The organism is Pseudomonas sp. B21-015 (genome assembly GCF_024749285.1).
In the GTDB taxonomy this organism is placed as follows: domain Bacteria; phylum Pseudomonadota; class Gammaproteobacteria; order Pseudomonadales; family Pseudomonadaceae; genus Aquipseudomonas.
Map to the genome: position 1 here is coordinate 3,497,934 of NZ_CP087196.1, position 23,246 is coordinate 3,521,179.

The 23,246-nt window shown below is 58.3% G+C and carries 18 protein-coding genes; 12 read left to right on the top strand and 6 right to left on the bottom strand.

The features are described 5' to 3' along the window. Positions 1-57 precede the first annotated feature (57 nt). Positions 58-981, bottom strand: a complete 924-nt coding sequence (locus tag LOY38_RS15520) for a carbon-nitrogen hydrolase family protein (RefSeq protein ID WP_258695980.1) — start codon at positions 979-981, stop codon at positions 58-60. A gap of 85 nt (positions 982-1,066) precedes the next feature. On the opposite strand from LOY38_RS15520, the gene LOY38_RS15525 reads away from it, so the two are divergent. Next, a complete protein-coding gene (locus LOY38_RS15525) occupies positions 1,067-1,981 on the top strand; it encodes a LysR family transcriptional regulator (protein WP_258695981.1) in 915 nt (304 codons plus the stop codon). Positions 1,982-2,006: 25 nt separating this feature from the next. On the opposite strand, the gene LOY38_RS15530 is transcribed toward LOY38_RS15525, so the two are convergent. Next, the gene (locus LOY38_RS15530) at positions 2,007-2,258 is read right to left on the bottom strand and encodes a hypothetical protein (protein WP_007937833.1); all 252 of its coding nucleotides are present in this window, start codon (positions 2,256-2,258) and stop codon (positions 2,007-2,009) included. 165 nt (positions 2,259-2,423) lie between these two features. On the opposite strand from LOY38_RS15530, the gene LOY38_RS15535 reads away from it, so the two are divergent. Further along, a complete protein-coding gene (locus tag LOY38_RS15535) occupies positions 2,424-2,741 on the top strand; it encodes a YqjD family protein (protein ID WP_258695982.1) in 318 nt (105 codons plus the stop codon). A gap of 118 nt (positions 2,742-2,859) precedes the next feature. Here LOY38_RS15535 and LOY38_RS15540 read toward each other — a convergent pair whose 3' ends face one another. Continuing rightward, positions 2,860-3,900: an Ldh family oxidoreductase gene (locus LOY38_RS15540; RefSeq protein WP_258695983.1), complete on the bottom strand. Its 1,041-nt coding sequence runs from the start codon at positions 3,898-3,900 to the stop codon at positions 2,860-2,862. Between the two features lie 228 nt (positions 3,901-4,128). Here LOY38_RS15540 and LOY38_RS15545 point away from each other — a divergent pair, with 228 nt between their 5' ends. Both LOY38_RS15545 and LOY38_RS15550 read left to right on the top strand, forming a co-directional pair. Further along, the gene (locus LOY38_RS15545; RefSeq protein ID WP_258695984.1) at positions 4,129-8,958 is read left to right on the top strand and encodes a dermonecrotic toxin domain-containing protein; all 4,830 of its coding nucleotides are present in this window, start codon (positions 4,129-4,131) and stop codon (positions 8,956-8,958) included. A 132-nt stretch (positions 8,959-9,090) separates the two neighbouring features. Then, positions 9,091-10,092: a FecR family protein gene (locus LOY38_RS15550; protein ID WP_258695985.1), complete on the top strand. Its 1,002-nt coding sequence runs from the start codon at positions 9,091-9,093 to the stop codon at positions 10,090-10,092. Between the two features lie 55 nt (positions 10,093-10,147). Here LOY38_RS15550 and LOY38_RS15555 read toward each other — a convergent pair whose 3' ends face one another. Next, the gene (locus LOY38_RS15555) at positions 10,148-12,493 is read right to left on the bottom strand and encodes an acylase (protein ID WP_258695986.1); all 2,346 of its coding nucleotides are present in this window, start codon (positions 12,491-12,493) and stop codon (positions 10,148-10,150) included. Between the two features lie 231 nt (positions 12,494-12,724). On the opposite strand from LOY38_RS15555, the gene LOY38_RS15560 reads away from it, so the two are divergent. Next, positions 12,725-13,126 (top strand): fe2+ zn2+ uptake regulation protein, encoded by a 402-nt coding sequence (locus LOY38_RS15560; protein ID WP_258695987.1) that lies wholly within the window; start codon positions 12,725-12,727, stop codon positions 13,124-13,126. On the opposite strand, the gene LOY38_RS15565 is transcribed toward LOY38_RS15560, so the two are convergent. Then, complete coding sequence (locus LOY38_RS15565; protein ID WP_223486845.1) at positions 13,116-13,304, bottom strand: hypothetical protein; 189 nt, start codon at positions 13,302-13,304, stop codon at positions 13,116-13,118. The genes LOY38_RS15560 and LOY38_RS15565 overlap by 11 nt on opposite strands. Positions 13,305-13,461: 157 nt before the next feature. Here LOY38_RS15565 and LOY38_RS15570 point away from each other — a divergent pair, with 157 nt between their 5' ends. From LOY38_RS15570 to LOY38_RS15595, 6 genes are all read left to right on the top strand, one after another. Further along, positions 13,462-13,599 carry a hypothetical protein gene (locus tag LOY38_RS15570; RefSeq protein WP_258695988.1) on the top strand — a complete coding sequence of 46 codons (138 nt, stop codon included), beginning with the start codon at positions 13,462-13,464 and terminating at the stop codon, positions 13,597-13,599. A gap of 291 nt (positions 13,600-13,890) precedes the next feature. Next, positions 13,891-15,132 carry an MFS transporter gene (locus tag LOY38_RS15575; RefSeq protein WP_258695989.1) on the top strand — a complete coding sequence of 414 codons (1,242 nt, stop codon included), beginning with the start codon at positions 13,891-13,893 and terminating at the stop codon, positions 15,130-15,132. A 21-nt stretch (positions 15,133-15,153) separates the two neighbouring features. Beyond that, the gene (locus LOY38_RS15580; protein ID WP_258695990.1) at positions 15,154-16,284 is read left to right on the top strand and encodes an acyl-protein synthase; all 1,131 of its coding nucleotides are present in this window, start codon (positions 15,154-15,156) and stop codon (positions 16,282-16,284) included. 1 nt (position 16,285) lies between these two features. Then, positions 16,286-18,688 carry an aldehyde dehydrogenase family protein gene (locus tag LOY38_RS15585; RefSeq protein WP_258695991.1) on the top strand — a complete coding sequence of 801 codons (2,403 nt, stop codon included), beginning with the start codon at positions 16,286-16,288 and terminating at the stop codon, positions 18,686-18,688. Positions 18,689-18,749: 61 nt separating this feature from the next. Continuing rightward, the gene (locus LOY38_RS15590) at positions 18,750-20,039 is read left to right on the top strand and encodes a phenylacetate--CoA ligase family protein (RefSeq protein ID WP_408980517.1); all 1,290 of its coding nucleotides are present in this window, start codon (positions 18,750-18,752) and stop codon (positions 20,037-20,039) included. After that, complete coding sequence (locus LOY38_RS15595; protein WP_258695992.1) at positions 20,039-21,001, top strand: GNAT family N-acetyltransferase; 963 nt, start codon at positions 20,039-20,041, stop codon at positions 20,999-21,001. The genes LOY38_RS15590 and LOY38_RS15595 overlap by 1 nt, the downstream gene beginning before the upstream one ends. On the opposite strand, the gene LOY38_RS15600 is transcribed toward LOY38_RS15595, so the two are convergent. Beyond that, a complete protein-coding gene (locus tag LOY38_RS15600) occupies positions 20,990-21,916 on the bottom strand; it encodes a LysR family transcriptional regulator (RefSeq protein ID WP_258695993.1) in 927 nt (308 codons plus the stop codon). The genes LOY38_RS15595 and LOY38_RS15600 overlap by 12 nt on opposite strands. 118 nt (positions 21,917-22,034) lie before the next feature. On the opposite strand from LOY38_RS15600, the gene LOY38_RS15605 reads away from it, so the two are divergent. Further along, positions 22,035-23,030, top strand: a complete 996-nt coding sequence (locus tag LOY38_RS15605; RefSeq protein WP_258695994.1) for an aldo/keto reductase — start codon at positions 22,035-22,037, stop codon at positions 23,028-23,030. Positions 23,031-23,246 lie beyond the last annotated feature (216 nt).

Here is a 23,246-nt window from a genome sequence, read left to right on the forward strand (position 1 = left end):
CCATTGACGGGGGTATAAACGCCTAGAGACTAGACGACAATCACGCCCCCACCAGATTTATGTGTTGAACCGCACGCCCGGTTTGGCTCGCTCATCCACCGTCAACTCAAACACATCCGGGCGCGCGTAGTGCCCGACCACGTCGTAGTCGTATCGGGCGCGGATCAGGTCATCGGTGTCGATTTCAGCGGTGAGCAAACCCGCCTCGCCACGCAGCGGCCCGGCGAGAATGTCGCCCATGGGGCCGACAATCACACTGCCACCGGCAATCAACGGGCGCTGCGCCGGCCAGTTGGCGATGTCCACGCCCAAGGCTTGCGGTGAGTCTTGCACCTGACAGGCGCTGACCACAAAGCAGCGGCCTTCATGGGCGATGTGGCGCATGCTGACCTGCCACATTTCCCGCTCGTCCACGGTCGGCGCGCACCAGACTTCCACGCCTTTGGCGTACATCGCAGTACGCAGCAACGGCATCATGTTTTCCCAGCACACCACCGCGCCGATTCGCCCGACCTGGCTGTCGATGACCGGCAGAGTCGAGCCATCGCCCTGGCCCCAGATCAATCGCTCGGTGCCGGTGGGCATCAGCTTGCGGTGTTTGGCGACCAGCCCGGCCTGCGGATCGAAGTACAACGCGGTGCAGTACAAGGTGCTGCCCGCGCGTTCGATCACACCGATCACCAGATTGGCCCCGGTGCGGGCCGACAAACCGGCCAGGGCCTCGGTCTCGACACCGGGCACGTCGATGGCGTTGGCGAAATACCGCGCAAACGCTTCACGACCTTCCGGCAGTCGATAACCCAGTTGTGTACCGAAGCCCTCGCCTTTGGGGTAGCCGCCGAGCAATGCTTCAGGCATGACCACCAGTGCGGCGCCGGATTCGATAATGGCGTTTTCCCAGGCAAGAATCTGTTCCAGGGTGTCGGCCTTGCCGCCGGGCAAGGCACCGATTTGCAGTGCAGCAACGATGGACTTGGGCATCGCGGTAACTCCGTCAGTAATGAGGTGTTGCTCATTCTCCGGCGCCACAGGATCATGAATAAAGCCCTGCTCACTGCTGAATGATATGAATCAAATGAATATCGCCTGCGTCGATCTCAATCTGCTCAAAGTCTTCGAAGCCCTGCATGAGGAATCCAGCGCCAGCCGTGCCGCGCTGCGTCTGGGTGTGACGCAATCGGCGGTCAGCGCGGCGTTGCGCCGATTGCGAGAAGTGTATGGCGATCAGTTATTCGTGCGCACGGGTCGAGGTCTTGCGCCGACGCTCAAGGCCAATCAGCTGAAACCGGTGGTCAGCGATGCACTGAACAAATGCCGACAGAGCCTGGCGATGGTCGATCCGGCGGCCCACCATTACGACGGACGCTCAGTGACGGTGGGGTTGTCGGATGATTTCGAAATCGCCTACGGCCGCCGATTGATCGAAGAGATCGCTCGCTGTGCGCCGAAACTGCGGCTGATCTTTCGCCAGACCCATAGCCAGATCGTCGCCCAGGCCTTGATGGAGCGCAGCATTGATCTGGCAATCACGGCAGGCGGGTTTGCCGAGCGTTTGCTCAGTCGTCAGGTGCTGGGTGAAGGGGGTTATCTCTGCCTGGCGGATCCCCTCAGCCTGGCCGATGGGCAGCAGACCCTCAGCCTTGAGGACTTCGTCGCCCGCGAGCACATTCTGGTGTCATCGGGCGGTTTTATCGGGATTACCGATGAAGGTCTGGCGGCGTTGGGATTGAGTCGGCGGGTCTGCGCATCGACCACGCACTTTGCCGCGTTGCCGTATCTGCTCAAAGGCAGTCAGGCGGTGGCGACCATTCCGGCCCATGCGGCCCAAAGTATCGCCGCGCTCAGCGGGCTGGTGCTACTGCCCTGCCCTTTGGCGCTGCCGCGTTACCCGATCGAACTGGGCTGGCGCACCAGTACGCAGCTCGACCCGGTGGTGTTGAAAGTGCGCGAGGCGATTGTCGCGATCTTTTCCCACCCGTAGGAGCCGAGTAGTGTCAGGTAGAAACTTATTTAGCGGCCATCAGGCGATTGACTTCACTGCGCACCATGTTCGCGAACTCCGGGGGCGACATACCGTCGAGTTCGGAACGCACCCACTCGGCCCATTTGCCTTTGCGCTTGGCGCGTTCACCGAACAACCGCGCGGCTTCGCCCTTGGCTTTGCCCAGGTTGTTTTGCCAGAGTTCGAACAGACGGGATTTTTCATCTTCAAGCGCCGCGCGCTCGGCAAGGGGTTTGTCGGCCAGATTGAAGCTCATGGGAGTTACCTGCTGCGTAAAATAGGCGACATCTTACACTGTAGGAGGAAATGTCCTGTGCTGGATTTTTCTTCAGGGTTGAGTCACCACGCAAAATGGCTGCAACTTTTTCAGCCGCGTCAGACTCCATTGTTCACTGTCCATTCACCTGCAAGGAGTACTCCAATGGCCCGAAAAACCGTCGATCAAGTCGCCGAGGATCAAATCAAGGATCAAGTCTTCAGCGAACTTCAGGCCCTGATCGAAGAGTCGGAAAAACTGCTGAAAAGCAGCGCTTCACTGGTCGGTGAAGAAGCTGACACCCTTCGCGGACAAATCGCCCAGAAACTCCAGCAGGCCCGAAGTTCAGTCTCCAGTGTTCGTGACCGGACCCAACCTGCGGTCGACGCCACCGAAATCTACATCGGCGGTCATCCTTGGCAAACCGTGGCCATCTCCGCCGGATTCGGTCTGGTGGTCGGGCTGTTGTTGGGCCGACGTTGAACCTGTGGGAGCGGGCTTGCTCGCGAAGGCGGCGGCACAGTCAACATTGATGTCGCCTGACACACCGCTTTCGCGAGCAAGCCCGCTCCCACATGGATTGCGTTTGACTCTCCAGGGCTCAAAGCCCCGCCAATTCCCGCAGATTCGCCAGCGTCTGTACATCGAGCGGGATGCCTTGAGCACCAGACTTGGCGCGCTGCTGGTGACGCCGATCACCCGGTAAACGCTTGAGCCCCACACCGTGCATCTGCCGGACCAGTTCCTGGCTGCGTTCGGCAAAGTTCTGCCCCGCCGACTTGCTCGGATCGATCACGATCAGCAGTTGACCGGTCCAGGGGGTTTTGGCACCCGGATGGTTCGACCAGTCGAACTCGAAAGAAAAATTGCCGCCGGTCAACGCCGCCGCCAACAGTTCCACCATCATCGACAGCGCCGAACCTTTATGCCCGCCAAATGGGAGCAAGGCGCCACCCTCGAGAATCGCTTTCGGGTCCTGGGTCGGCTGGCCCAGGCTGTCCACACCCATGCCTGCCGGCAAGCGCTCGCCTTTGCGGGCAGCGATCTGTACATCGCCATGGGCAATGGCGCTGGTGGCGAGGTCGAAGACGATCGGATCACCGTCGGCCCTGGGCGCGGCGAAGGCAATCGGGTTGGTTCCGAACAGCGGGCGATCAGCGCCGTGCGGCACCACGCAGGTCATGCTGTTGACCACACTCAGTGCCACCAGCCCTTCTTCGGCAAACGGCTCGACGTCCGGCCACAAGGCGGCGAAATGGTGGGAATTGCGGATGGCCAACACCGCAATACCGGCGCTGCGGGCTTTTTCCACCAGCAATGGCCGCGCCGCCGCGAGGGCCGGCTGGGCGAAACCATTGCCAGCATCGACCCGGACAAACCCCGAGGCCACGTCCTCGACCACCGGCACGGCCTGACCATTGACCCAGCCGCTCTTCAGCGTCGACACATAACCGGGAATGCGGAACACACCGTGACTGTGAGCCCCGTCGCGTTCGGCACCGGCGCAGTTGAGGGCCAGGGTTCTGGCGACGTCGGCTGAGGTGCCATGGCGCTGGAATATCTGCTCGAGCAATAGAACGAGCGCGTCGAAATCGAGGGTTTGGGTGTTCGAGTTAACGGCCATTTCAGGCGATGCGGTCATCTGAAGCTCCGGTTTTATTATTGGGTATGGGCAACAGGTCAAACGAGGTTGCGGGCAACCCGAAAAAGTCGTCGATTAAGCGCTGTTTTACCGGCGTCCTGTCAAGCCTCCAGCAAAGGATCGAGTCAAGCAATATGTACCGCACCCGGGCTTTGCATTGGCCCTACTGTTTTCCCTCGACCCAGCAACCTGCGATCACCATTCATCGCAGCCCATCGAGGACAAACCATGACTGCTCCCCCGCTGCCGTATTTTTTCGACGAGGCAGAACGTGCATCCAATGCAAAACAACCCGGCGAGCGCGAGAAAGCGCTGAACTTCACCCTTGATGACCTGAAATGGTTGAAGGGTGGTGTTTATCTCGCCACCCACGAGGCTCGCACAACCCAAAAGGCTGCGATGCAGATAGATCGGCTGATGTTGCAGATGTCCGCCGGACCCGACATTCCATTGGCCGGTGCGTTTTGCATGAGTCGTCCCAACAAAAGCGAAGTCATCCTCTATACACCCTGGAAAGGCCTCGTCAAATTCGCCGACATGACCGACCTCACAACGCAACTCGAGAGATGGCTGAGCCAGGCCAGCGACCAGCAGGCGCTGCTGCGTTACCTCTCCATCGAACAGCGTTCGACTGCATCGGCAACCACGGGCTTGACGGTGTCGACGCAAAAGATCGAGGGGGCGGCGTTTCAGGACCAGGAACAGACCCTCGACCGCAACCAGACGCAGAACATCCAGACGATGCTGGCCGAACTGGTGAAAATGCCGTCGCTGCAGTCGATGCTGGACGAGACACTCAAAATCGCCCTGGCCAAGCGTTTTCCCAAACTGGACCAGCGCCGTACACAACTGGACAGTTATATCGACAGCGCTTCTCCCGCCTCCGATACCACCCACCCGCAAAACCGGCGCAAGCTTTCTTCGCTGTCTTTGAGCGATGCCCTGCTGCACGTCTACCTGACCAATCAGTGGCCGGATGGCGATATCAGAACCTTCTCCAACCCAGGCCACGGTGTGAGCAACCACGCTGACAACCAGGCCTGGGAACGCGAGATAAAAGAGATCGCGCAAAGCTTCACACCCCGCCTGCAGAGTCTGCTCGAAACCTTCTGGAATGCCCCCATGAGCGACGGGCAGTCCCGTTCCGACTTTTTCGCCGAGAGCCTGCGAGATACCTATCATGTGGATCTTCTGCTAAAGCGTCAGCAAGGTATTTTGACCACCGCTGAATATCTGGAGTTGATGAGCGTCAGCGGAGCCGAGCCTGCCCCAGAACTCCCGCTACGGGTCGAGAAAGTACGCGTCAGCGCGCTCTATAAACATTATGTAGAGCTCGCGTCCACCTTTATGAGCGGCAACTCGGACACCTTGGGCTACCTGTACACCCACTCCTCAGGCATCCAGGCCAGTACCGATCTTGCAGCGATAAAAGACACGGCGCTGGCCATGCTCAGAAGCGAGGGTCACGAGGACAATCTGCTCAATTTCATGTCCCTCGACGAACGCGACACCTTCCTTTCGCTTGAGCCGCAGGAGCGTCTGATCATTGGAGAACCGATTACCGGCCAAGTATTTGAGCAACTCATTGAAGATGTCCGCGCCAAGCAACTGCAGAACCTGACATACGCCCTGAGCCGGTACCGGGAAAGCGAGGGCACGCTCAATGTACATGCGTTGCTCGACAAGGCGCTGGATGTACGAGGCCTGATCGACAATCGCCTGTTGACCGGCGATGCAAACGGCCGCTGGAGCACCCGGGCCGATCAGCGTTGGAGTGCGCGACCGGCCACCGTGCGTGCAGAATCGGCAAAAGAACAACTGGCAAGTCTCTCCACCGTCAAGCAGGCACTCGAGCATCAGCTTGATCAACACCCGTCCATTTCGGTTACAACGTTCGCGGCGGCACAAACCCTCGCTCGTTCGTCTCTTGAGCAACTGCAACCCAAGTTTGTGCATACCTTGAGCACCGCATTGCGTAGCGAGCACAAACTGCTGGGCGTCGCCCGCGCGCTTGGGACGACGGAACTGGCGATGATCAAAACACTGTTCGAGACGCCGGTCCGGCTGCAACGCGGTGCTCTGAACGGGTTTCTGCCGGATGTCTTTTCCCTGGCACTCAAGGCCGACGACACCAGTGACGTGCTCAAGCTCGCCAGTTGTTTTGTACTCACCGAGCGCGGCGGTCAGGACCCGACCCACTCCGGCAAGGCGATTCTATGGACCCCAGCCTCGGGATTCGAAGCCTTTACTTCCCTCACCCCGCTGCTGACAGCATTCAAAAAACGTTTGCAGAGCGAGGACGATCGCCCAGCGATTCTGGAGAATCTCGAAAGAAGCCAGCGAACATCAGGGCGTACCTTTACCCTCGCGCCATTACAGTTGATTCATGAGGATTTTCTGGATCACATACAAAAACCATTCGTTCGGCTGGATCAAATCTCGGTCGAACGCGCCTTGGCCTCCTCACTGCCCGCACCGACTCTGAAAAATCTACTGAACCTGGTGGCATTGCACACACCGAAGACAGGGCTACGTCGGGCAACAGACCTCGCACGCTCTCTGGCGACCCAACAAAAACTTCCGGTATGGTTGGCCAAAGCGTCCATACAGGATCAGGTACTGCATGCAGAACTGCTTCAGCAATACCTGAACAATGCCAAGGACGATAAGGATTACCTGACCGGCGTGCGCTCTCTTGAACGCACGGCACAGTTCGAGTTGAAAAAGCTACTCAAGGCCGATCGACTGGACATTGATCCGGACAACGTCCAGGTGCAGGTTGCCTCGCCCCTGACATCTGGCGCAAAGACGCTGACGCTGTCGGCTTTTGCATTGACTCACTTTCATGAACTGGACAATGCCGACTTCAAGCTGGTGTCACTCACCTCCACCGCCGTCCCGGCCAAAATGGACAAGCGTTACATCAAGAGCCTGATACGAAAGCTGGATGTCGGCCAGCTTCAGCAAAAAATAGTGACGGCAGCGTTTGCCGAAACCAATACGAGTGCGAAAGCCTCCCGGCAGCTGTTCGCCGCACAATTACCGTGGCAACTGTTGCACTACGCGCATTCGCTAAAACTGCAGGAACGCCTGAGCGAAACCGGGTTCGACTTCATTCGGCAAGTCATGGACATGCCCGATGCAATCGCCCGCGAGGCCGTCGACGGTGCGAATGCGATAATCCGTCCACTTGAGATCCTCTACGGTAAAGGTCTGCCGTCGATCAAAGTACCAGGCATTTATTTGATCGGCCCCAAACCGAACACGGCGGGACCACAGGTGCTTATCGCGCCCTATAGCCCTGGCCATGGAGTGAAGGAATATGAAAACGAACATCTGTTGCTGACGGAGCTCAAGTCACAAGGCCCACTGCACAGTTGGGTGCGCAACAGTCTGTCGCATACTGACCGCACGCATTACGACAGCCATGTGACCAGTACGACTGCGTCCGGCGAAGTCAATCTGGCCTCCAAACCCATCAGGGGCGATCTGTTCAAGCACCTGTTCAACGCAAATGTCGAATGCCTGGCGCGACTGCTGGGCACCCAATCCTTGAAGGACGCTCAGGGCGACTGGGAAACCATAAAACGCGTATTGGGTGACGCTCCTGAACAAGCCTTTACGTTCCTGCTGGGCAAGCTGGCCTACCCGACTGTCGTGTGGCACAGCTATAGCGATTTCAAGGCGTCTGCAGAGGACCTTCAACAACACAAATGGGGGCCGGCGATAAAGTCCTTTATCAGCGGCATAGCGCAACTGGCGATGTTGCGCCAGTCAATGGAAAGCCAGGCAGAACCCTCGGCGGCGGCAAGTGAGCCTTCCCCCCCTCCAACCAGTGCCAACCTTCAATGGCGGGACATCGCCATTACCGATCCGGTACGCACAGGGTTGCAGAGCCGCGAGCACGTTGATGCCGACCTCGGCTCAATGACCCGGGACGCCACCCTTGGGCTCTACACACACCCGACCACAAAGAAAAAATACGCTCCGGTTGAAGGAAAGGTCTATCCACTCGAAAAACGCGGCAAGCGCTGGCGCATCAGTAGTTCGGGCAGCGATGGCCCCTATGTCGTGCAGAACGCTTCAAAGCAGTGGGTGCGGGAGCCGGAGGACACGCAAGCTCGCCAGTACAGTTTAAGCAAGCGGCTTAAAACATGGTCCGCTGTCCGGGATGGGATGAACGTCGAAGCCAATGGAATGGCCGAAATACGCAGGCTCTTCCCTGTACGGGCCCGGCTGATCGATGAAAGCCTTGACTTCGCGACCACCTATGCCTGGAACAGCTTCCGCAACCTGCAACTGTTGAAAAAAACAGGCGACACAGAGACACCGGTCCATCAACTGATCAAGAGGTTTCTAGATGTACCGGCGATATTGCCCGCGCATGTGGCGAAGATAGAGAAAGTCGTAGAAGAAATCCTCAGTGCCCTGGTGGACCCGACGCTCAGGAACGAGAAGTCGAAACGCTTTGTTACTGGAAGAGTTCATGAACACCGGGACATTACATTTGGCTTCACGATCCCTGTCGACCAGGAGAAAAAAATCTATCTGGCAGAGAAGTTTTTTATGCCCTATCTGGATCACTACCGTAATTACCTGACCGATGCCTCTTTCCCGATCCGTGCTCACGCCCGTGCAACGACGTTGATCCACGAGCTGTCGCATGTGATCTGTAACGCGGAGGATATCGTTTATTTGGATTGCGGCAGACCGTTTGTCGATCTGATTGATACCACCACGACCCGTGGCGCCAAGCTGAGCAGGACGTTGACGCAGGCTCAGGAGGCGCTTTCAAACCATACGCCTTTATACGAGCTGTTCACCGTTTTGAATGCCGAAACAAACGTGTGGGAAGACTTTGGTAAAACCAGCCATGAGAACACCGATTATCTACATCAGCAGATTTTGAGCCTGACCGGCAAAAAGACATTGGCCGAAGCACGCACGCATTTCAAAAAGGATGCGACGGCGAGACTGGCGGTCCAACTGGCCAACGCTGACTCCATCGCCTGGCTTATCACTCATTTGGGACGCCAGCTTCACGTCGACACGCCCTGAAACGCGGTGACAGGGCACTGGCGCAACGTCAGTGCCCTGCAAAATAGTTTCGACTTTGATGGGGAAATGCCATGACGGTTGTTCTCGCAGACTTGCCCTCAAGGTTAGAATGCAGGAAATCAGGATGAGTCAATGACCGACCACTCTCTCTCGCAAGCCCAATACGACGCCATCACCGATGCCGCTGCGCACTGGTGTATGCGGCTGCACGCCATCGACTGCACGGCCGAAGAACGCCTGGCGTTCGAGCAATGGCGTGATGCTCATCCGCTGCATGCCTTCGAGTACGAAGCCATGCTGGAGATCTGGGATGTTGCGGGGGATTTACCGCGTCCCGAATCCGCCGCGCCGGCTGTTCGGGTCAAACCGACAACGCCCTGGCGCACCTTCGGTATTGCCGCCACCGTCTGCGCCCTGGCGCTGCCACTGGCGGCGTATACCGGATGGAACCTGGGTTGGCTGCCCAATGCCTATCAGCATTTCGAGGCGACCGAGAATGTTCGTCAGGTCACGCTAAGCGACGGCAGTCAGGTTGAACTGAACCTGGGCAGTGAACTGACGTTCAGCAATTACAAGGATCAACGTCGTGTCACGCTGAAAAAAGGCGAAGCCTTCTTCAGCGTCAGCCACGACCTGCAGCACCCGTTCATTGTCAGGGCGGGCGACGGCAGGATTCGCGTCACCGGCACCCAATTCAATGTCTGGATGTATGAAGACCAGGTCCGCGTGAACCTGATCGAGGGTTCCGTGCTGGTGACCAGTAACGATGCCCTGCCCGGCGACGGTCTACGCCTGGAACCTGCGATGCAGGCACGTTACAGGCACGGCGACTTCACCCCGCAAATCAGCCAGACCTATGCCAACGATCAGTCGCTGGCCTGGCGCAGCGGTAAGCTGGTGCTTGATAATCTGGCGCTGACCGACGCCCTGCCGTTGATCAATCGTTATCTGAACAAACCGGTGATGCTTGCAGACCACAGCACCGGTTCGATTCGCCTCGGCGGTATCTACAACATCAAAGAACTCAATAACCTGGTGGCTTCGCTGCCCAAGGTGCTGCCGGTCTACCTGACCCGCAACCAGGACGGCAATCCGGTCCTCAACTCGATGCCTCAACAAGCCCCAAAAAGCTGAAGGCCGCCACCCTTGCGGGGTGCGGCCTTCATTTTTCATTTAAACGCCATCGCTATTACTGCGCGGCGATCTTCCCCGCTTTTTCATCCTGCTCGCGGATCGTCTGAGCCTGGTACTGCGGATCAGCCGTGATCTGCTGCTCGGTGAACGGCAACACACTCAACTGTTTCTTCGAAAAGGCCTGTGTCTGGTCCCGGGAATACTTCGACGCCGGGTCGCTGGACAACGAGAATGCCAGCAACCCCTGAACCTGCGGCCCCTTGTCATCGAACGTCACCACCTGCAAATAGCTGGTGCCACTGACGACTTCACGTTTGCCGTCGGTTCTCGGCACGCTTTGAATGGCGTTATACACCCCCAGCGTGCCCGGCCCACCGTGGATCGGCGTTTGCTCCCCGCCACTGCTGGCCACCTGGATATCGCCCCAGCGGCTGTCAGCCTTCAAGCCAAGGGTTTTGACCTTTTCTACCGAGGCCAGCATCGCCGTCCGGACCGCTTTGGCGACTTTCGGCCGTTCGATCGCCAGGCCACGTGGAGTGTGTTGCGGGTCCTTCGGATCGAACGCTACACGCCAGAGGTCAGGGATTCGCTGCAACGGCACCATGACATTCTGAAAGTGCACAAAGCCCAGCCCACTATCCAGATTCACACGGTGATCCCACGCCTTGAGGCTGGCACACAGCGGCGTCAGCGTCGGCGCATCGGGGCCGAGGTCCGCGGCACAGAATTGCAGCAGGTCCGGCATCACCAGGGCTGCCTGATACACCTGATCGTCCATCACCATGTGTTGCAGATCCGCCGCAGCGACAGGGCCGACCTTGTTCAAACTGCCCAGGCGCTCCAGTGCGAAACGCGAACGCAGCCCCAGTGGCTGGTTGTCCTGACTGATCAACGGCGAGAAACCGGTGAGCGGTTGTGCCGGGTTGGCCATCCAGGCCGAATCGTTGGAGTGCTGCACAAAATCCTTGCGCAGCAGTTGCGGCAATTTGTCTGCCGCATAAATACCTTTTTGCGCGGCGTGCGGGTCGATGTCCCAGGCGCAGGCGCTGTTGGAGCCATCGAGCAGGATCATCTGTAATCCGGCCCGTGGATCGCTGCATTTTGCCAACTTGTCGGCACTGACGTTCGGCACCACCGACAGGTTCATGTAAAGCGTCTGCCCCTGATCGTCCACCGCCAGGGTATTGACCCACGGGATCCCCTGAATCTTGTGCACCGAGGCCTGAAAATCCTTGAGGCTGGCGGCACGGTTCATCGCGGACCACTGCTGCAAGACACGGTCGTTATCCAGGTTGGCATCGCGCAGGCTGTAGGCAAACTGGTTGTTCCAGTCCAGTTTTCCGGGCCATTGCACAATCGGGCCGAATTCCGAGCTATAGACCACATGGGAAATCTGCCGGGTGTGGCCATCGGGTTGCTTCACGTTGACTGTCAGCGTCTGCTTTCTCATCGGCAAGGACTTGCCATCCAGCAAGTAACGGGTCGGGTCCTTTGGATCGAGTTGCAGGCGATACAGGGTGAAGTGCTTGGACGAATCCACGGTGTGGGTCCACGCCAGGTGCTGGTTGAACCCGATGTTGATCATGGGCATACCTGGCAACGCAGCGCCCATGACGTCCAGTTTGCCGGGAATGGTCAGGTGCATCTGATAGAAACGCATCCCGCCCACCCAAGGGAAATGCGGGTTGGCCAGCAGCATTCCGCGGCCGTTGAACGAGCGCTCACTGCCGACCGCCACTGCGTTGCTGCCGCGATCCAGAGCGAACCGTTGCAGGCGCGAAGCCGCCAGCTGGAACGACGCCGGTTCGCCTGCCACATGAGCGACGGCTTTAGGCGGGGTGGCGCCGGCCAACGCTTCGGCAAACTGCCCCACGCCGCCTTCGACCAGCAGACGGCGGGTCAGCTTGACCACGTCCTGGGGGGTAATCGCGCGCACCCATTCCCCCTGGCATTGCTGCGGCAACCCCTGCACCCGACGCTCTGCCAACGAACGGTTGTAACCCGCCACATAACCTTCGATGAGCTCACGGACTTCAAGCGTTTGCGCCTGCCAGAAGGTGGAGACAGCCAGTGGCGTGTTCAGCCAGCTGAAAAACAGATCGCTGGCCAGGTTCCCGCGCTCTTCGACCGTCAACAGGTCCGGGCCAAAATACCGTGAACGCTCGCCATTGACGGTGACGATCTCATTGGCCAGCAAGCACAGATTGTCCTGAGCGTAGGCATAGCCGATGCCGTAGCCGAGCCCACGCTCGTTTTCGGCCCGAATATGTGGCACGCCGAAACCGGTTCGACGAATGTCGGCCGTCGCTTGCTCTGGCTGGCTACGCGCGTTTGCCGCAAGACTCAGCCCCAGAAACACACCCGCAAGGCTCAACCTTGTTAACTGCCTGGAAATAATCACGCTCGCTCCTGATCGAAAAGACGTCTGACACGCAATGCGCCTCCCCTGAAAACGAAGCAAGCGGCAAAAATTTAAGCCTTTCAGGTCGCCCCACGCCCATCTCACGGGTTGCTGACGTAACGGCGACAAATTTTCTACATACGGTTCTTCATTATTTCCCTGCTCGTTCGTCTTATTGGTTAAGAGCATCCATCACATTGTCCTGATCAGGCTCTGAAAAGGAGTTTTTGCATGTACAACCCGCAACTGCCAACGGACGGTAGCCATGCGCCAAAGAACACCTCGATGGGTTCCGGCGTTTTCAATCAACAGACCGAACGCCACGGCAACGAACGGATCAGGTTTCTGCTCAAAAGCTTTGGCCTGCGAACCAGCCTGATTCGCCTGAAAGTCATCGACGCCTTGCTGACCGCCGCCGAAAGCGACCGCAGCCTGGGCGTGCGCGGCGTGCACAGCCACTTGCTGGACCTGGACATTCCCCTGTCCTTTCTCAGTGTCCGCGAAGTGTTGAAACGCTTGTGCGGTGAAGGCGTGATTACCCTCAACCCAGACAAAAGCTACAGCCTGCATCCACAGGCTGCCGCCGTCCTTTATAGCGAGCCATCCGGCCGGGGGGCGTCGCTCAAGGCTTGACCTTGCGACGCATCACGCCATTGATGACCACCACGACCACCGCCACGCCAATGGCGATGTACTGGAACAGCTTCTCTGTGATGATCCCTGCGTTTTGCAGCCAGGAGAGGCCGAACATGATCCCCAGTACCACCAGGGAGATCAGAATCGAGTATTTCAAACGTTGCGACTGGGTCATTGCGGGTTCCTGAACCAAAAAATGTATCCGGTTTGCATCCGGCTGCTTACCAAGCCTCTACCGTTGCGTGGGAATGAGGGGCTGCAAACGGGGTCTCATGTTACAGCCGATGAAGAGTTTTGACTTCATTGCGGCGATAACCATGAGGATTTTGAAAATGCTCCGTCGAATCACACTGCTGATTCCCCTGCTTGCGCTCCTGACCTTGAGTGGCTGCATCATTTTCCCCCACGGCGGCTGGCATGGCGGCCACCATTATGACCGTGGCGGACCGGGCTACTATCAGCATCGTTAACGTTAAATTACTTTCTTTACGAGTGAAAAACTTACCACTCGCCGAAGAACTTATCCTACAAGCCGTGTACAAATGCCTGCTCTATAACGGGCATTTTGCTTATAGGACTATTCTTATTCGACTGTAATTTTATTTACAAAGCCCCACTCTTTTTTTCCCTAAACTTCCAGCCAGACACATAACGAAAGATATGGAAACTTTTAGCCTCAAATAAGCCCATGAAATTATTCATGAACCATGACTACTCTTGGCCTGCTGCCTTATCAAACTTCCAGCACCAACAGGAACGTCATGCACAAGCCTTTGATAGATATAAGCCCGCCTCGATTACTTGGGTTTTGTCTTGCAATCACTCTTTTCGAACTTCTGACTTATATGGCCAGCGATATGATCATGCCGGCCATGTTGACTGTAACCCATCAACTGGATGCCACCCCGAACCACGTTCCTTATGCCTTCAATCTTTACTTGATTGGCGGCATTCTTCTGCAATGGCTTATCGGTCCGCTGTCCGATCACTTCGGTCGTCGCACGATGCTGCTCATCGGTTGTGCGGTGTTCTCTCTGGCCTGTGCCTCAGCGTTCCATGTGCAGAGCATCCTTGCCTTCAACGGCTTGCGCCTGATTCAGGGCATGGGGTTGGGATTCGTCATCGCTGTCAGTTATCCAGCCCTGCAAGAAGTTTTCTGCGAAGCCGACGCGGTAAAAATCATGGCGTTGCTGGGGAACGTTGCGCTGCTCTCCCCGCTGCTCGGCCCCCTGCTCGGCAGCCTGGCACTGGAATGGCTTTCCTGGCGGGAGTTGTTTTTAGTGTTGGGTGTCGGCGGCGCGACGGTCTGGCTCGGGCTTTACCTGTTCATGCCGGAAACCGTGGGCACCTTGCGCCATGACGGTCAACAATTGGCTGCTGTGCCCTTTGAATGGGGCGGCACCGTGCGCCGATACGCCGCTTTGCTCACCAACACGCCATTCCTGAGCGCTGCCGTCGCCCTGGGACTCATGAGCCTGCCGTTGATTGCCTGGATCGGCTTGGCGCCACTCTTGCTGATCCAGAGCCAGGGGCTTTCTCCTCTGCAGTATGGCCTGTGGCAAATCCCGGTATTTGCGGCCGTCATTCTCGGCAATCTGATACTCAACCGATTGATTGCCAACACTGAACTGCCCCAACTGATCCGATACGCGCTCTGGCCATTTTGCGGCGGGCTCATTGCCTTGGTCGCCATCACGTTCACCGGCGCTTCAACGGTACTGCTGATCAGTGGCCTGTCGATATATGCCATCGGTCTTGGCATGAGCAATGCCGCGCTGTACCGGCTTGCCCTGTTTTCCAGCGACGACAGCAAAGGCCTGGTCTCGGCCATGATCGGCATGCTCTCCATCGCCGTCATGGGTAGTGGCGGCTCGATTCTCGCGGCACTGGGTGCCGCTGACAGCCTTGAAGCCTTCGCCCTGATGGCCGGTCTCATGGGGCTCTTGTGCCTGTTGCCCTTGCGACTGTTTCTGCGGCGCTCTCACATCGCGCTGGCCGTCTGACACCACCCAATAGGTCTTTTGATGATCCATCTACCCCACACCGATGCGCTTTGCGCGTTAACGCAACCCTATTGTCTGGACTCCGTGCCGGAAGGCCTGTTCGACCGGGCCATGGGCGAAATCAGCCTGTTTCATTGCCATCACACGCCTGGATACGAACGCTGGCTGAACGCCAATGATCTCGATGCCCACGCCCTGGAAACACTGGATGACTGGTCAAGGCTGCCACCGATTTTTGCCAATTACTTCAAACGTCACTTGGTGTTCGGCCCTACAGGCGAAGACGCGCTGGAGCTGACATCGTCCGGCACCAGCGGCCAGAAGAGTCGCATGCGCTACGATCATCGCAGCATGGCCGCGGCACAAGGCATGGTAAGCCACATTTTCCGGCATTACGGCTGGGATACCCCGGACAGCCCCTGCAATTACCTCCTGCTGAGCTACGAGCCCGAGTCTGCCATCACGTTGGGAACGGCCTACACCGATCAGTTTCTTTGCAGCTATGCCCCCGTCAACCGAGTCGTGTACGGCTTGCGCGTCACCGGCAAAGGCCACGAATTCGACCTTTTCGGTGTGATTCGTGCCTTGCAGGAGTTTGCCGAAGAAGGATTGCCCGTTCGCATTCTCGGTTTTCCGGCGTTCCTTTCCCATGCGCTTCAACGCATGGAGGACACCTGTGTGGCCGATTTGCAGTTGCCTGCCCAGTCACTGGTGTTTCTGGGGGGTGGCTGGAAAACCCAGGCAGCACAGGAAATTCCCCTGCATCGGTTGTATGCCCGAATCAACCGGCAATTGGGTATCGACCTGTCCCGCTGTCGGGACGGTTACGGCGCCGTAGAGCATGCCGTGCCCTATATCCAGTGTGCCCACCATCATTTTCATGTACCGATTTACTCGAAGGTTTTCGTGCGCAACCCATCCTGTTTCACGGTCCAGCCATACGGCCAGCGTGGCTTGCTGGAGTTCGTCTCACCGTACATTTCGTCCAGCCCTGCCCATGCTGTGGTCATGGGCGATCTGGCGTCATTGCACCCCGGCACAAGTTGCGGATGCGGCCTGACGACCGATTGGTTCGAGTTGCATGGACGTGCCGGCACCACCACCAGTCGCAGCTGTGCCATGGCCGCTTCTGAACTGATCGGAGGCGTTTGATATGTACCTGATCAATGGCCAGTTGCGTGACGACGTCACCCCGGAAAGCGCCCTGGAACTCCTTCGGAAATCATTGCCTCGACTGCTTTCTTCACCGATCGATAGCGACACCGTCATCGAGTCCGCCGCTCACTTTGCCACGCAGTTGCAAACTCGTAGCCTGGATCTGTCCCTCGACGATGATCAATACCAGGGGCTCATCGATTTCTGCCAACGCAGCAACCTGAGCACTAAACTTGAGCGGGAACTGGGCCAGCAACCGCGTTCGCTGCGACGCATCGATTACCGCCAGCCGAGCTTCGAAAGCTGGCATCCGTTGGGGCTGGTGGTGCATATCACCCCGGGCAATGCGCCGATGCTGGCGTTCTGCGCGATCCTCGAAAGCCTGTTGGCCGGCAACATCAACTGGCTTCGCCCCAGCTCCAGCGATCAGGGTTTGACCGCGCGGTTGCTCGCCGCGCTTGCGCGGTGCGACACCAGCGGCAGACTGGCCGAATTCGTAGCGGTTCTGCCGGTGAACACCTCTTGCATCGCTCAACTCTGCGCCAAGGCCGACGGGGTATCCGCCTGGGGCGCAGAAACGGCGCTTAAAGCGATCCGTCAGCAAATCCCGGCCGGCTGTCGCTGGATCGATTGGGGTCACAAGGTCAGCTTCGCCTATCTGTCACCTGACGCGGCGACCCCTTCGGCGCTCGACGCGTTGGCGGATGAAGTCTGCCTTCTGGATCAACAAGCGTGCTCCAGCCCTCAATGGGTACTGGTGGACAGCAACGATCCGGTGGTCCTGCGCGACCTGGGAGAACGTCTGGCCGAAGCGTTCAAACGCCGCGCCCTCCACTGGCCGGCGTTGGTGCCGACAGACCAGGAAGCTTCGGAAATCACCACTCGCACTGCCATGGCGCAGCTCGATCAATGCTTCAACCATCAGACCGGTCAGGTGTGGGCCGGTCCCGGATGGCGTGTCATCTGGGAGCATCACCAGACGCTCGCGCCGTCGCCGCTGTTTCGTACGATTCTGCTCAAACCAGTGCCGCGGTCTCTGCTCACCGAAACGCTGCAGCCCTGGCGCGCTGTCCTGCAAAGCTGCGCGTTGATGTGCCCCTTGGCAGAAACCCCCGCGCTCGTTCGAACATTGGTCAATGCCGGCGTCAGCCGCATTGCGCCTTGCGAGTCGATCCATGACGGCTACGCCGGTGAGCCCCACGATGGCGTCTACGCACTGTCGCGCCTGAGTCGCCGTCTATCGGTGAGTTTGCCCCCGGATGTCTTGACGGGCCGTGCAACGCTCGACCCGGTTCCGTCTGCCCCCGACAGGGCCCATGGCCCGATCATGGACAAAAACGCCTTCACGACCCAGCCAATCGGCCCAGAAGCACAGCTGTACTTCCGCTCCGGCGGTAGTAGCGGGACCCCGGCCCTGGCCGGTTTCAGCTATCGCGACTTTCAACGGCAAATGCGTGCCGCAGCGGATGGCATGTTCTGCGTCGGGCTCGATCCGTCACAGGACCGGGTGATGAACCTGTTCTACGGCGGCAACCTCTATGGTGGTTTTTTCAGTTTTTCAAACATTCTCGAGCAGATGGACGTTGTGCATTTGCCCATGGGCGCGCCCCAGGACGATGACTTTAGCGAAGTCGCCCGACTGATCGTGGAGCAGCGTGTCAACGTGCTGATCGGCATGCCCAGTACGCTGCATCGCTTGTTCCTCAAAGAGCAGGCCCGACTTCACGCCTATGCCGGTATCGGCAAAGTATTCCTTGGCGGCGAGCATCCGGGAGAGGCCAGCCGGCGTCTGATGGAAAGCTGTGGGGTGTCGACGATTCGCTCTGCCCTTTATGGCTCCGTCGATGCAGGCCCCCTGGGGCATGCCTGTCGGGCAACGGCGGACGGCGTGTTTCACTTGATGTGCGAAACCCAGCATCTGGAAATCGTTCAGCTCGAACAGGATGTGCCGGTGCAGGCCAATGAGATCGGCCGCCTGCTGTTTACGTCCCGCGCCCGGCAAGGTCAGCACGTGCACCGATATGACATCGGCGACACCGGGCGCTGGATACCTGGAGCCTGCCCGTGCGGACTGGAGACGCCACGATTCGAACTGCTGCAACGGCACGGCAAACTGGTGCGGATTGGCACGGAATTCATTTCCCCTTCGGCGCTGGAACACAGCGTGGCAATACCGATTCAAATTGTTCTGGACCACACCGCCGACGGGATCGAACGAATGCGCGTTCTAGCGGATGCGGACCCCGCCTGGGTACACGAAAGGCTGCTGACTCACGAAGCCTTGGCGAATGCGGTGAGTTCTGCACTTTTAGTTGTGGAAGTGACAGCGTGCGCCGAACACTCATTCACCCGAAACAAACACAGCGGAAAAAATCCATTAGTTATCGACCGACGAAAATAAAAACAAACAACGTTAGCTATGTTCTTTTAATCAAGATGCCTGATATAAAAAAGAGACCCCAGTGAAATCAACCTGCTTGTTTGAACAACTAGTTCGTCATGTACGACAACACTCAAACTTTTACGGCAAACACCTGAAACATTTGCCCACGGAAGGTTTTACTTTAAAAAACTTACCATTAACCCATGCGGCCGACTATTGGGCCGGCAGCAACGATTTGGGTCATTGGCCGGTTCTGACCGCAAACGTCGACGATGCGCTGGTGTTTAAAACCGGAGGTTCGACCAGTCAGGGCAAGCTTGCGGTTTACTCCTACGAGGAATGGCAAACACTGGTCAGTACCTTCGGAAGCAGTCTCTCCTCTCAACTGAACAAGGGTGACCGGATCGCCAATCTGTTCTTTTCAGGGGATCTCTACGCCAGTTTTCTGTTTATTCACGACGCCCTGGCCCATGTCGGGCAATCCATCTGTGAGTTTCCGTTTACCGGAGACGTCGAGCTGGACGTACTGGCAGATGCCATCGCACGACACCAGATCAACGTTCTGGCCGGAGTGCCGGCACAGTTACTGCGATTCGCGGCCTACCTGGCGCAGCATCGGCGGGTGTTATTTGGGGTCGAGACGCTGCTGTATGGCGGCGAAAGCCTGTTTGCCCCGCAGCTGGCAATCCTCGGCGAAGTGTTCCCCAACGCCCGCATCGCCTCCATTGGCTATGCCAGCGTAGACGCCGGGCTCATAGGCGCCAGCGATCGCGACTGTGCATTGGGCGAGCATCGGGTATTCGAACAGCAAACCCTGCTGGAAATCGTCGATGAACACACCGGTGAAGTGATTGAAGAATGCGATCGCACCGGGTTGTTGGTACTGACCAACCTGACACGCCGGCTCATGCCGCTGCTGCGCTATCCGGTGGGCGACCGTGCCTGTTGGCGTGAACCGACCGCAACCCCGAGGCGTAAATTCGCCCTCAAGGGACGTAGCGCTCACAGTCAACGAATACGAGTAGGTGTGCTGTCGCTGTTCACCGAAGAAATACACGAGATCGTTCAGCGTGTAGCGCACAGCGAGCAATGGCAATTGCTGATCGAACAGGCCGGCCCCAAGGATCTGTTGAGCGTGAAGTGGGTGCCCGAACCTCAGTTACAAACCGTCGAGCCGGTGCGTCGCGCATTGTGTGAAGCGCTGCTTGCCCGCTACCCCGCCATCGACGACCTGAGCCACGAAGGTCTGCTGGAGTTGCGGGTACTGCCCTGCGCAACCACAGACCTGGAGCTTCATCCTCGCTCGGGCAAACAACTGCGGGTGCTGGATTTGCGAGTGTATGACGTTCCCCCACTGGAGTTCGCGTGATGACCCGGTTGATAGTTCGCGCCTACCGTCCCTCCGACGCCGGTGCGGTGAGCCGGTTGTTCCGAGAAGTCTACGGCGATCATTACGCTCAGCCAGATGTCTACTTGCCGGCCATGATCAGCCAGCACAACGCCGAGGGTCGCTGGCAATCGATGCTGGCCGTGGACGACGCCCGCGTCCTCGGGCATGCCGCGTTGCGACTCGAAACGCCTTCGAATACCGCGGAGCTGGCCCTCAGCGTGGTGCATCCCGCCGCCCAGGGACAGAGTCTCGCAACCCGTCTGAGCCGCGAGTTACTGAGGCAGTCAGGTGCTCTGGGGCTCAAGAGCGTCTCGATCAAGCAAGTGACCCACCACCCCTACACTCAACGCATGGCAGAAAAAATCGGCTTCTACAGTACAGGACTGCTTCCTGACTACGTCCCTTCGCCATTCGCTGAACCACTGCCGGAAACCATTGTGATGGGCTGTCACATGATCGACGGACACACCCGTCCTCTCCCCGACATCCCTTGGCCCGAAAGCTGCCGGACGTTTATGCAGCACCTGTGCTCGGTGTTCGGAACCCATCAGGACAAGGCGTCACCACCGGCGATGCCCTTGCAAATCAAGCAACACCAACATCGGTACGACATTGTGATTCAGCGCTTGAACAGACACTTGCTCGAGCAGCTCTGGCGACTGCCCAGTCACTGGCTGCTCTCGGCCAGACTCGAACTGTCCCGGTACTTCGCCCGGGATCTGCGCAGATTTTCGGCGCTGGGCTTCGCCTTCACCGGCCTGATGCCCATGCCGGGCGACAATGGCTGGTTCGCCCTGTTTCATCGAGGTGCCCAGTCTCGATCCCTCAACCTGCACTGCCCACACATGCAACAGTTACATGACAACTTACAGCTGAACGCCAATACCACGAGCACACACAGTAGCGCCAAAGCACTGAATGCAGTGCGCTCAGCCGCTTGAGTCCTTTCTATAAAAACCATTAGCCGACTGCGTGCAGAGCTCCACCATCCAGTCGACGAATACTCGCACCCGCCGGGACAACTGCCGGTGAGGAGGATAGAGCGCCGTCAGCGGCATACCTGGTGGCGGCACATCCTTCAGGACCTCGACCAAGCGCCCCTCCTTCAACTGGCGGGCAACGTGATAGTACGGAGCCTGGACCAAACCATATCCCGCCTCACACGCCGCCAGATAACCATCGGTGCTGTTGACCGAAACGTGCTTGGGCAAGTCGATCAGCCGCCGCTGGTCATCGACTACAAATTCCAGTCCGTAGCGTTTGCCAGTGCTATTGGAAAAGTATTCCACCATCTGGTGATCCTTCAGATCCTCCAGACACAGCGGCGTCCCGAGACGCTGCAAGTATTCCGGGCTGGCACAGGTGACTTGATCCAGCGTGACCAGCGGCCGCGCCACCAGTGAGTCGTCAAGGGGCGAGCCCCCCCGCAACACGCAATCGACGCCTTCGCGAATCAGATCCACAGGCCGGTCATTCAAACCGATCTCCAGCTCGATCAAGGGATACCGGGCTGTGAATTGCGGCAATGCCGGGATCACGATCAAACGCCCCACCCCCGCCGGCATATCCACTCGCAGCAGACCTTTGGGGTTGTGACGAGCAGCGGAAAATACGGCCTCGGTCTCATCCAGATCCGCCAGCAACCGTACGCAACGCGGGTAATAGGCGGCGCCATCGAGCGTCAGGCTGATCTGCCGGGTGGTGCGTTGCAGCAGCTGCACGCCCAGATGCGCCTCAAGTTGCTTGATCAGAATGGTCACCGACGCCCGGGGCAATTGCAGGCTGTCCGCCGCTTTGGCAAAGCCGCCCAGTTCGACGATTCGGGTGAACACACGCATGGCGTTGAAACGGTCCATTGCTTTGGCTTACCGGCTGATTATTTAGAAAATGCAAATAGTGATAGCAGTTTTAGCCGGTTTATCTTGTTTCTGTCGAGGTCAACAATGGGATTTCAATTCACAGGGAGCTGATGTCATGCAAACACGTCAACTGGGCAAAAACGGTCCGCAAGTGAGCGCGATCGGACTGGGCTGCATGGGCATGACCGATTTCTACACCACGGGCGTGGACACCCGCGAAGCCACGGCAACGTTGCACCGCGCGCTGGAACTGGGGATCAACCTGCTCGATACGGCAGACATGTACGGCCCACATACCAACGAAGAGCTGATCGGCAAGGCCATTGCCGGCAAGCGTGACCAGGTGTTTCTGGCCAGCAAGTTCGGCATTGTCCGTGACCCGTCCAACCCCGGTGCACGGGGCGTCAACGGTCGACCGGAATACATTCGCGAGGCGATTGACGGCACCCTCAAGCGCCTCGGCGTGGAAACCCTGGATTTGTATTACCAACACCGCATCGATCCGCGGGTGGCCATCGAGGAAACCGTCGGCGCGATGGCAGAGCTGGTGAAGGCCGGCAAGGTGCGTTACCTGGGGTTGAGTGAAGCATCGGTCGTCACGCTGGAGCGAGCGAACAAGGTTCATCCGATCAGCGCACTGCAAAGTGAATATTCGCTGTGGAGCCGCGATCAGGAGGAGAACGGTTGCCTGGCCGCGTGCCAGCGCCTGGGCATCGCCTTCGTCCCATACAGCCCTTTGGGTCGGGGTTTTCTCACCGGGGCACTGAAAAGTCCGGATGATTTCGCGGCGGACGACTACCGTCGTTTCAGCCCGCGTTTTCAAGGGGAAAACTTCGCGAAAAATCTGTTGCTGGTGCAACAAGTGCAGGGCCTGGCCGCAGAAAAAGGCGTGACTGCCGGCCAACTGGCACTGGCGTGGGTGCTGGCCCAAGGCGACCACCTGATCCCGATTCCGGGGACCAAACAGCGTAAATACCTGGAAGAAAATGTCGCCGCGCTGGACGTGAAGCTGAGTCGCGAAGAATTGCACGCTCTGGAGGCAATATTCCCGGCGAATGCCACCGCAGGCTTGCGCTATCCGGAAGAGGTCATGAAGTTGCTCGACCGATAAGTGGTCCCCGGCCCTGTGGTGAGGGGGCTGGCGATGCGGAACCTGCGGGAGCGGGCTTGCTCGCGAAGACGGCGGCACAGCCAACATTGATGTCGCCTGACACACCGCTTTCGCGAGCAAGCCCGCCCCACAAGGGTTTACTCAAGGCTGTATTACCCGGAAACAATCTCGTATCTCCTCTCGGCTGAAAAGGGTCAAAATGCATCTTTTTTGGCC